This window comes from Mycobacterium sp., assembly GCF_035499775.1.
GTDB lineage: Bacteria > Actinomycetota > Actinomycetes > Mycobacteriales > Mycobacteriaceae > Mycobacterium.
Genome location: NZ_DATJYB010000377.1, coordinates 1 through 11401 on the forward strand (window position 1 = coordinate 1; position 11401 = coordinate 11401).

Genomic DNA, 11401 nt, shown 5'->3' on the forward strand with positions numbered 1-11401 from the left:
GCTCGAAGAATCCTTCGGGCCGGAATTCCGCGAACTGGTGTGCCATCCGGTCGGCGATCCCTCCGCGCGGGAACGCCGCGGCGGGCTGTTGCCGTCCGGGCCGCACCGTCGCTACGCGGCGCACACCTCCGACATCTCCTACGGCCCGGGCGGCCGCGAGAATCTGCTCGACATCTGGCGGCGCTCCGACCTGGCGCCCGGCGACCACGCCCCGGTGCTGATCCAGGTCCCCGGCGGTGCGTGGTCGGTCAACGGCAAGCGACCGCAGGCGTACACGCTGATGAGCCGAATGGTGGAACTCGGCTGGATCTGTGTCTCGATCAACTACAGCAAGAGCCCGCGCGCCAAATTCCCTGCCCACATCGTCGACGTGAAGCGGGCGATCGCCTGGGTCCGCGAGAACATCGGGGACTACGGCGGCGACCCAGACTTCATTGCGGTCACCGGCGGCTCAGCGGGTGGGCACCTGGCGTCCCTGGCCGCGCTCAGCGCCAACGACCCGACGTTCCAGCCCGGCTTCGAAAGCGCCGACACGTCGGTGCAGGCGGTCGCGCCGTACTACGGCGTCTACGACTTCACCGACTTCGGGAACATGCACGAGATCATGCTGCCGTTCCTCGAGCAGTTCGTGATGAAGGCCCGCTACGCCGAAGAGCCGGAGCGGTTCAAGGCGGCGTCGCCGATCTCTTACGTGCACCCCGACGCGCCGCCGTTCTTCGTGCTGCACGGCGAGAAGGACGAACTGGTCCCAAGCGGCCAGGCTCGAGCCTTCTGCGCCGCGCTGCGGGGGGCGGGCGCCGCCACGGTGTCCTACGCCGAACTCGCCAACGCACACCACGCTTTCGACATCACGCCGACGGTCCGGTCCAGGCTGGCCGCCGATGCCGTCTCGGACTTCCTGGGTGTCGTCTACGGGCGGCGTGGCAGCTCGATGGTGGATTCGCTGCCGCTGGCAGCCACCTCGGCCAGCTGAACCGGGTTTCGCAAGCTCGACCTCCGGCACTCGTTCACGGTGAGTGCGTCCTCACTCGCGACCGCTTTCACCACCGCGCCAACCGGACTAGCGTTGTGATGGCAATCGGGCGGAGCGGGGCTGAAGTAGGAGGCTTGGGCGGCGGTGACATGGTTGGCGCGTCGAGTTACCGATCGGGGTTCACACCCACGACGACGGTGGGGTCGTGATCATGGCTGAAACCACCGATAGCGTTGGGTTGTCGGATCAGCTGGGACCGGTTGATTATCTGCTGCACCGGGGTGAGGCAAACCCGCGGACCCGCTCGGGCATCATGGCCTTCGAGCTCCTCGACACCACACCGGACTGGGACCGGTTCCGGGCTGTGTTCGACAGCGCATCCCGAAGGGTGTTGCGGCTGCGGCAGAAGGTCGTGGTGCCGACGCTGCCGACCGCGTCGCCGCGCTGGGTGGTGGATCCCGACTTCAACCTGGACTTCCATGTGCGCCGGGTGCGCGTGTCCGGCACCGGCACGCTGCGCGAGGTGTTCGATCTCGCCGAGGTGATGCTGCAGGCACCGCTGGACATATCGCGGCCGCTGTGGACGGCCACCCTGGTCGAGGGTCTGGCCGACGGCAAGGCCGCGACGCTGCTGCACCTCAGCCATGCGGTCACCGACGGCGTGGGCAGCGTCGAGATGTTCGCCGAGATCTATGACCTGGAGCGCGATCCACCGCCACGGCCGATGCCGCCGCAACCGATCCCGCAGGACCTGACGCCCAACGACCTGATGCGGCAAGGCATCAACCACCTGCCCATGGCCGTCGTCGGCGGCGTCCTGGGCGCCGTGACCGGGGCGGTATCGACGGCCGGGCGGGCGATTCTGGACCCGGTGTCCACCGTGTCGGGGATCGTGGGCTACGCCCTCTCGGGTGCGCGGGTGATGAACCGGGCCGCCGAGCCGTCGCCGCTGCTGCGCCGGCGCAGCCTGACCAGTCGCACCGAGGCGATCGACATCCGACTCTCGGATTTGCACAAGGCCGCGAAGGCCGCGGGAGGATCGATCAACGACGCGTACCTCGCCGGCCTGTGCGGCGCGTTGGGGCGCTACCACGTGGCCCTCGGGGTGCCGATCAGCACGCTGCCGATGGCGGTGCCGGTGAACCTGCGGTCCGAAGGTGATGCGGCCGGCGGCAATCAATTCACCGGCGTCAACCTGGCGGCGCCGGTGGGCACCGTCGACCCGGTGGCCCGGATGAAGAAGATCCGCGCCCAGATGACCCAGCGCCGCGACGAACCCGCGATGAACATCATCGGATCCATGGCGCCGGTGCTCAGTGTGCTGCCGACGGCAGTGCTCGAAGGGATCACCGGCTCGGTGGTCGGCTCGGATGTGCAAGCCAGCAACGTCCCGGTCTACCCGGGCGATACCTTCCTCGCCGGGGCAAAGATATTGCGGCAGTACGGTATCGGGCCGCTGCCCGGGGTGGCGATGATGGTGGTGCTGATTTCGCGGGGCGGGTGGTGCACCATCACCGTCCGCTACGACCGCGCCTCGGTGCGCAACGAAGCCATGTTCGCGAAATGTCTGCTGGACGGTTTCAACGAGATCCTGGCACTGGCCGGTGAAGACGCACCGCGCGCGGTGCCGGCATCGTTCACCGCCGAGGCCGATTCGGCGTCGCGATCGGTGTCGAGCTCATGAGCACTTCGAAAGAGCAGGACGAGGAACGCCAGAAGCCCTCGAAGGATCTGCGCTTGCCCGGGTCGGTCGCCGAAATCATGGCCAGTCCGCCCGGCCCGAAGGTCGGCGCGTTTTTCGACCTGGACGGGACGCTGGTCGCGGGCTTCACGGCCGTCATCCTCACCCAGGAGCGGCTGCGGCGCCGCGACATGGGCGTGGGGGAGCTACTCGGCATGGTCCAGGCCGGCCTGAACCACACGCTCGGACGCATCGAGTTCGAAGACCTCATCGGCAAGGCGTCCATGGCGCTGGCCGGGCGACTGATCGACGACCTGGAGGAGATCGGCGAGCGGCTGTTCGCCCAGCGGATCGAGTCCCGCATCTACCCGGAAATGCGTGAGCTGGTGCGGGCGCACGTGGCACGTGGTCATACCGTGGTGCTCAGCTCGTCGGCGCTGACCATTCAAGTGAACCCGGTCGCACGTTTTCTGGGTATCAACAACCTGCTCACCAACACGTTCGAGACCAACGAAGACGGGATACTCACCGGCGGCATCATGAAACCGATCCTGTGGGGACCGGGCAAAGCTGCTGCGGTACAACGGTTTGCGGCCGAGCACAACATCGACCTCAAGGACAGCTACTTCTACGCCGACGGCGACGAGGACGTCGCGCTGATGTATCTGGTCGGCAATCCGCGGCCGACCAACCCCGAAGGCAAGATGGCCGCCGTCGCCAAACGCCGTGGCTGGCCGATCCTGAAATTCGACAGCCGCGGCGGCGTCGGACTTCGTCGACAGATACGCACCCTTGCCGGGTTCAGTTCCATGGTCCCGGTCGCGGCCGGCGCGGTGGGGCTCGGTCTGCTGACCCGCAACCGGCGGCGCGGCGTCAATTTCTTCACCTCCAATTTCTCCCAGCTGCTGCTGACGACCTGTGGCGTGCACCTGAACGTCATCGGCCAGGAGAACCTGACCGCACAGCGTCCCGCCGTCTTTATCTTCAACCACCGCAACCAGGTTGACCCGATCATCGCTGGTGCGCTGGTCAAGGACAACTGGGTCGGCGTGGGCAAGAAGGAATTGGAACGCGACCCGATCATGGGCCCGCTGGGCAAGCTGCTCGACGGGGTTTTCATCGACCGCGACAACGTGAACTCCGCGGTGGAGACGCTGCACACGGTGGAAGACCGCGCCCGAAACGGCCTGTCCATCGTGATCGCACCGGAAGGCACCCGGTTGGACACCACCGAAGTCGGACCGTTCAAGAAGGGGCCGTTCCGCATCGCGATGGCGGCAGGAATTCCCATCGTGCCCATCGTGATTCGCAACGCGGAGATCATCGCCTCGCGCAACTCCACCACGTTGAACCCGGGCACGGTCGATGTCGCGGTGTTCCCGCCGATCCCGGTCGACGACTGGACCCTTGACACGTTGCCGGCGCACATCGCCGAGGTGCGCCAGCTGTACCTGGACACCCTCGCCGACTGGCCCGTCGACGAGTTGCCCAAGTTCGATCTGTACGCCAAGGCCAAGAAGGCGCCCGCGAAGAAGGCGGCCGCCAAGAAGGCCGCGCCGAAGAAGGCCGCGGCGAAGAAGGCTGCGCCCAAGAAGGCCGCGCCGAAGAAGACAGCGGTTAAGAAGACGGCGGCTAAGGAGACGGCTTTTAAGGAGACCCCGCCGATTGCGCCGGTCAACGCGGAGCAGCCCAGCACGGACCAGGCCGTCGGCGCCGAACCGGCGACAACCCCGCCCAGAGGACGGCCGTGACCGCACCGGTCGCAGATGCCGGTGCAGTCCTCACCGCTGAAGACACGCTGGTGTTGGCCTCCATGTCGACTCCGGTCGAGCTGCAACTGGTCATGGATTGGCTTGGCCGGCAACGGGCGCGCAATCCGGAGACCAAGTTCGACGTATTGAAGCTGCCGCCCCGCAACGCGGCACCGGCGGCGCTGACGGCGCTGGTCGAGCAACTCGAATCCGGCCCCGACGCGGGAGATCGCTCGATCGTGCCGGTGCGCGTGGTCTGGTTGCCTGCCGCGGATCGCAGCAAGTTGGACAAGGTGGCCGGACTGCTGCCGGGCCGAGACCCTTACCACCCCAACCAACGTCAGCAACGGCGCATCCTGCGCACCGACCCCCGGCGCGCCCAGGTGGTGGCCGGCGAGGCGGCCAAGGTGTCCGAACTGCGCCAGCAGTGGCGTGACACCACGGTCGGGGAGAACACGCGTGACTTCGCGCAGTTCGTCACCCGTCGGGCCATCCTGGCCTTGGCGCGTGCCGAATACCGGATCCTGGGACCGCAATACAAGTCGCCGCGGCTGGTGAAGCCAGAGATGTTGGCGTCCGCGCGATTTCGTGCTGGCCTCAAACAGATCCCCGGAGCCACCGTCGAAGAAGCCGGGAAAATGCTCGACGAACTCGCGACTGGATGGAGCCAGGCGTCGGTCGACGTGATATCCGTCCTGGGCAAGCTGCTCAGCCGCGGATTCGACCCCGAGTTCGACTACGACGAGTATCAGGTCGCGGCCATGCGCTCCGCGCTGGAGGCCCATCCGGCGGTGCTGCTGTTTTCGCACCGGTCCTACATCGACGGCGCGGTGATCCCGGTGGCCATGCAGGACAACCGATTACCACCCGTGCACATGTTCGGCGGCATCAACCTGTCATTCGGCGTGATGGGACCCCTGATGCGGCGCTCCGGGACGATCTTCATCCGGCGCAACATCGGCGACAACCCGCTGTACAAGTACGTGCTCAAGGAATACGTCGGCTACATCGTCGAGAAGCGGTTCAACCTGAGCTGGTCCATCGAGGGCACCCGGTCGCGCACCGGAAAGATGTTGCCGCCCAAGCTCGGCCTGATGAGCTATGTCGCCGACGCCTACCTGGACGGTCGCAGCGAAGACATCCTGCTGCAAGGGGTTTCGATCTGCTTCGACCAGTTGCACGAGGTCGCCGAATACGCCGCCTACGCCCGCGGAGCCGAGAAGACGCCCGAGGGCTTCAGCTGGCTCTACAACTTCATCAAGGCGCAGGGCGAGCGCAACTACGGCAAGATCTACGTCCGCTTCCCCGAAGCGGTCTCGATGCGGCAGTACCTGGGGCCACCGCAGGGGCCGCTGGCCCGCGATCAGGCCGCCAAACGGCTTGCCATGCAGAAGATGTCGTTCGAGGTCGCCTGGCGGATTCTGCAGGCCACGCCGATCACGTCGACGGGTCTGGTGTCGGCGTTGCTGCTCACCACTGGCGGCACGGCGCTGACCCTCGATCAGCTGCACCACACTCTGCAGGACTCGCTCGACTACCTGGAACGCAAGCGAACCCCGATGTCCACCAGTGCATTGCGGCTGCGCTCGCGCGAAGGTGTGCGCGCGGCGTTGGACGCATTGTCCAACGGGCACCCGGTCACCCGCGTCGACAGCGGCCGGGAACCGGTGTGGTACATCACGCCCGAACACGAACACGCCGCGGCGTTCTACCGGAATTCGGTGATCCACGCCTTCCTGGAGACCTCCATCGTCGAACTCGCGCTGGCACATGTCCGTCACCTCGACGACCCTGCCGTCGACCGCATGGCGGCCTTCTGGGCGCAGACGATGCGGTTGCGCGATCTGTTGAAGTTCGATTTCTATTTCGCCGATTCGACGGCGTTCAAGGCCAACATCGCCGCAGAGATGGCGAGGCACGACAATTGGGAGGCCCACGTCGCCGCCGGCGGCGAACAGATCGACGCGATCCTGTATGCGAAGCGTCCGTTGATGTCCGACGCGATGCTGCGGGTGTTCTTCGAAGCGTATGAGCTCGTCGCCGACGTGCTGCGCGACAGCCCGGCCGACGTCAGCCAGAAGGAACTCACCGAACTGGCCCTCGGGGTCGGTCGTCAATACGTGGCGCAGGGCCGGGTGCGCAGCAGCGAACCGGTGTCGACGCTGCTGTTCGCCACGGCGCGCCAGGTCGTCGCCGATCAGGATCTGCTCGCACCCGCGTCCGACCTCGCCGAACGCCGGATCGCCTTCCGCCGGGAATTGCGCGACATCCTGCGGGATTTCGACTACGTCGAGAAAATCGCCCGCAATCAGTTCCTCGCGCGCGAGTTCAAGGCCCGTCAGGGGCGTTCCCACGACGAGCCACAGAGCCAAGCTCAGTAGCTCAGGCGCGCGCCCATACCCTGGGTACGTGACGGTTACCCGCCCCGACGGCAAGCCCGGCGCACTGGTGTGGTCAGTGCTCACCGGCTTGACCGGTTTAGCCGTGCTGGCGGGTGCCACAGCGGCCGGAATCGGGGCGTTGTCGCTGGCGAGCGCGCTGACCGCGACCGGCTTGCCCGACCCGGGCCCGGCCACGACGCTGGGCCTGCCGTTCGTCCGGGCCGCCGGTGAGATCGCCGCGGTGCTGGCCGTCGGGTCGTTTCTGTACGCGGCCTTCTTGGTGCCGCCCCAGCGCAGCGGGGTGCTCGACGTCGGCGGATATCGCGCGCTTCGGCTGGGGACGGTGGCGTCGGGAATCTGGGCGGTGTGCGCCGCGCTGCTGGTCCCGCTGACCATTTCCGACGTGTCCGGTCACCCGGTGGCCGAACACCTCAACCCGGTGACGCTGTGGTCGCTGGCCGGACTGGTCAACACCGCGTCGGCATGGCGGTGGACCGCGGTGCTGGCCGCGGCGGTCACGCTGGCAAGCCTGGCGGTGCTGCGCTGGTCGTGGGTGCCGCTGCTGCTGGCCGGGTCCATCGTCACATTGGTTCCGCTCGGGCTGACCGGTCACTCGTCGGCCGGCGGCTCCCATGACCTGGCCACCAACAGCCTGCTGATCCACCTCGTCGCCGCCAGTCTGTGGGCCGGTGGGTTGTTGGCCCTGCTCGCAGCTGCATTGCGCTCGAAAAACGAAGCTGAGCACATCGACCTGGCGGCCCGGCGCTTCTCCACGATCGCGTTGTGGTGCTGGGTCGCCATGGCGCTCAGCGGTGTGGTGAACGCCCTGGTGCGGGTGCTGCCTTCGGACCTGCTGACCACCGGCTACGGACGGCTGGTGGTCGCCAAGTTCGTCGCGCTGTGCACGTTGGGCGTCGTCGGCTGGCGCCAGCGGCGCAGCGGAGTCGCTGCGCTGCAAGCCGATTCGGGTTCAGGCAAAGCCAAAGCAGTGCTGATCCGGCTGGCGCTGATCGAGGCGGCGATTTTCGGCCTGACTTTCGGTATCGCCGTCGGGTTGGGGCGCACGCCGCCGCCACCACCGCCGATCCGGATACCGTCCATTCCCGAAGCCGAGATCGGTTACGACTTCTCCGGCCCGCCCACCTTGGCGCGCGTTCTGTTCGACTGGCGTTTCGACCTCATCTTCGGCACTGCGGCACTCGTTTTGGCGGCCTTGTACGTGGCCGCGGTGGTACGGCTGCGCCGCCGCGGCGACCGCTGGCCGCCGGGCCGTACCCTGGCGTGGCTGCTGGGCTGCGCGACACTGCTGTTCGTCACGTCATCGGGTGTGGGCCGCTACATGCCGGCCATGTTCAGCATGCACATGGCGGCCCACATGGGCCTGTCCATGCTGGTCCCGATCCTGCTGGTGCTCGGCGGCCCGGTCAGTCTGGCCTTGCGGGCGCTGCCCGCCGCCGGGCGGGACGATCCGCCCGGCATGCGCGAATGGATATTGGCCGCGCTGCACAGCCGCTTCTCCCGGGTGCTCACCAACCCGGTGGTCGCGACCGCGCTGTTCGTCGCCGGGTTCTACGGGCTGTACTTCGGCAGCATCTTCGACGACGCAGTGGGCAGTCACGCCGGCCATCTGGCGATGAACATGCACTTCCTGCTCAGCGGCTACCTGTTCTATTGGATCGTGATCGGGGTGGACCCGACGCCCCGGCCGATCCCGCCGCTGGCCAAGGTGGCCGTGGTGTTCGCGTCGCTGCCCTTGCACGCCTTCTTCGGTGTGGAACTGATGAGCACCCGCCGGGTGCTCGGCAGCGCGTACTACAAGTCCCTGGGTCTGAGCTGGCACACCGATCTGCTCGGCGATCAACACCTGGGCGGTGGAATCGCTTGGGCGGCGGGGGAACTGCCGCTGGTGCTGGTGATGATCGCGCTACTGGTGCAGTGGGCGCGCAGCGACGAACGGACGGCCCGACGGCTGGATCGGGCGGCTGAACGCGACGACGACGCAGAGCTGGGCGCCTACAACGCGATGCTGGCCGAATTGGCGCGTCGCGACGCGCCGGGGCGTTCGCGCCAGACACTGGAGACGAAGGACGTCTGCACGGTCGACGGCCGGGCGGCCGACCACGGCGAGACTCCCGAGCGCGATCGCGATACCGGCGGTCTGCCGGCCTGAACCCGGTCCGCCGGAGCCCCTGCACTCTTATCCACAGTCGCGACTTTGTCCACAGACTCTGCCCACCCTCGGTTGGGTGCGCCGGTGATCTGTCGGTGCCGCCGCGCTGAATGGACACCACACACGAGCGCTACCTGCGACACGTACGAAAGGATCTGAACCAATGTTTGAAACGCCGCTTACCGTCGTCGGCCACATCGTCAACGACCTGCAGCGCCGCAAAGTCGGCGACCAGGAGGTCATCAAGTTCCGGGTGGCCAGCAACTCGCGCCGCCGGACCGCCGACGGCGGATGGGAGCCGGGCAACTCGCTGTTCATCACCGTCAACTGCTGGGGCAAGCTGGTCTCCGGGGTCGGCGCCGCGCTGGGCAAGGGCGCCCCGGTGATCGTCGTCGGCCACGTCTACACCAGCGAATACGAGGACCGCGACGGCAACCGCCGCTCGTCACTCGAGATGCGCGCGACGTCGGTCGGGCCGGACGTGTCGCGCGCTTTCGTGCAGATACTGAAGCCGGGCTACACCGGCCCGACGTCGGAGGAGACGCCCGTCGTCGCGCCAGCATCGGCAGCCGCCGGCGCCGACGGCGAGCCCGCCTGCGACCTCGTATCGGCCGCTGCGGAGGCCGCGTTGCCACTGTCGGCCTAGCCCGGCTCGGCGGTGCATAGGATGGTCGCCGGATAGTTCCGATAGACCAGAAAGGCAATACCGCGGCATGGCTGAGTTCATCTTCACGATGAAGAAGGTCCGCAAGGCGCACGGCGACAAGGTGATTCTCGACGACGTCACGTTGAGCTTCTTTCCCGGGGCGAAGATCGGTGTCGTCGGCCCGAACGGCGCCGGCAAGTCGAGCGTCTTGCGGATCATGGCCGGTCTGGACAAGCCGAACAACGGCGACGCGTTCCTGGCCGGCGGCGCCTCTGTCGGCATCCTGCAACAGGAGCCGCCGCTGAACGAGGCGAAGACGGTGCGCGGCAACGTGGAAGAAGGCCTGGGTGACATCAAGGTCAAGCTGGACCGCTTCAACGAGGTCGCCGAGTTGATGGCCACCGACTATTCCGACGAATTGATGGAAGAGATGGGCCGGCTGCAAGAGGACCTGGACCACGCCGATGCGTGGGATCTGGACTCGCAGCTGGAGCAGGCCATGGACGCGCTGCGCTGCCCGCCGCCGGATGAGCCGGTGACGAACCTCTCCGGCGGTGAGCGGCGCCGCGTCGCGCTGTGCAAGCTGCTGTTGTCCAAACCCGACCTGCTGCTACTCGACGAGCCGACCAACCACCTGGACGCCGAGAGCGTGCAGTGGCTCGAACAGCATCTGGCCGCCTATGCCGGCGCGATTCTGGCGGTCACCCACGACCGGTACTTCCTGGACAACGTCGCCGAATGGATCCTGGAACTCGACCGCGGCCGCGCCTACCCGTACGAAGGCAACTACTCGACCTACCTCGAGAAGAAGGCCGAGCGGATCGCGGTGCAGGGCCGCAAGGACGCCAAGCTGCAGAAGCGGCTGCAAGAGGAGCTGGCCTGGGTCCGGTCCGGCGCCAAGGCGCGTCAAGCCAAAAGCAAGGCCCGGCTGCAGCGCTACGAGGAAATGGCCGCCGAGGCGGAGAAGACTCGCAAGCTCGACTTCGAGGAGATTCAGATCCCGGTCGGACCGCGCCTGGGGTCCGTGGTGGTCGAGGTCGAACACCTTGACAAGGGCTTCGACGGACGCACCCTGATCAAGGACCTGTCCTTCACCCTGCCCCGCAACGGCATCGTCGGCGTCATCGGCCCCAACGGGGTGGGCAAGACCACGCTGTTCAAAACCATCGTCGGGCTCGAGGAGCCGGACAGCGGCACCGTCAAGGTCGGCGAGACGGTCAAGCTGAGCTATGTGGACCAGGCCCGCGCCGGCATCGATCCGAAGAAGACCGTATGGGAAGTCGTCTCCGACGGGCTGGACTACATCGAGGTCGGGCAGACCGAGGTGCCGTCCCGCGCCTACGTGTCGGCATTCGGGTTCAAGGGTCCCGACCAGCAGAAGCCGGCCGGCGTGCTGTCCGGCGGCGAACGCAACAGGCTGAACCTGGCACTGACGCTCAAGCAGGGCGGCAACCTGATCCTGCTGGACGAGCCGACCAACGACCTGGACGTCGAGACCCTGAGCTCGCTGGAGAACGCCCTGGTGAACTTCCCCGGCTGCGCGGTGGTGATATCGCACGACCGCTGGTTCCTGGACCGCACCTGCACCCACATCCTGGCCTGGGAGGGTGACGACGACAACGAAGCCAAATGGTTCTGGTTCGAGGGCAATTTCGGTGCCTACGAGGAGAACAAGGTGGAACGTATGGGCGTCGAAGCAGCGCGCCCGCACAGAGTGACCCACCGCAAGCTCACACGGGACTAATGTCAGCTCTGCTGCCGCCTCGCGACGATGCGGGCGGAGCGGCCGCGGAGGAGTG

Annotated in this window: 7 protein-coding genes; all 7 read left to right on the forward strand. The window is 67.0% G+C overall.

What is annotated here, in order from left to right:
- Positions 1 to 973 (forward strand): alpha/beta hydrolase (locus tag VML93_RS23240; RefSeq protein ID WP_325614638.1); only part of this gene is annotated, 973 nt, incomplete at its 5' end.
- 211 nt (positions 974 to 1184) lie between these two features.
- Positions 1185 to 2657, forward strand: a complete 1473-nt coding sequence (locus VML93_RS23245; RefSeq protein WP_325614639.1) for a wax ester/triacylglycerol synthase family O-acyltransferase — start codon at positions 1185 to 1187, stop codon at positions 2655 to 2657.
- On the forward strand, positions 2654 to 4405 hold the full coding sequence (locus VML93_RS23250) for an HAD-IB family hydrolase/lysophospholipid acyltransferase family protein (RefSeq protein WP_325614640.1): 1752 nt from the start codon (positions 2654 to 2656) through the stop codon (positions 4403 to 4405). Before VML93_RS23245 ends, VML93_RS23250 begins: the two co-directional genes overlap by 4 nt.
- Positions 4402 to 6786: a glycerol-3-phosphate 1-O-acyltransferase gene (locus VML93_RS23255; RefSeq protein WP_325614641.1), complete on the forward strand. Its 2385-nt coding sequence runs from the start codon at positions 4402 to 4404 to the stop codon at positions 6784 to 6786. The genes VML93_RS23250 and VML93_RS23255 overlap by 4 nt, the downstream gene beginning before the upstream one ends.
- Before the next feature lie 28 nt (positions 6787 to 6814).
- A complete protein-coding gene (locus VML93_RS23260; protein ID WP_414686421.1) occupies positions 6815 to 8956 on the forward strand; it encodes a cytochrome c oxidase assembly protein in 2142 nt (713 codons plus the stop codon).
- A 163-nt stretch (positions 8957 to 9119) separates the two neighbouring features.
- Positions 9120 to 9602 carry a single-stranded DNA-binding protein gene (locus tag VML93_RS23265; RefSeq protein WP_325614642.1) on the forward strand — a complete coding sequence of 161 codons (483 nt, stop codon included), beginning with the start codon at positions 9120 to 9122 and terminating at the stop codon, positions 9600 to 9602.
- Positions 9603 to 9669: 67 nt separating this feature from the next.
- Positions 9670 to 11346: an energy-dependent translational throttle protein EttA gene (ettA, locus tag VML93_RS23270; protein ID WP_325614643.1), complete on the forward strand. Its 1677-nt coding sequence runs from the start codon at positions 9670 to 9672 to the stop codon at positions 11344 to 11346.
- Positions 11347 to 11401 lie beyond the last annotated feature (55 nt).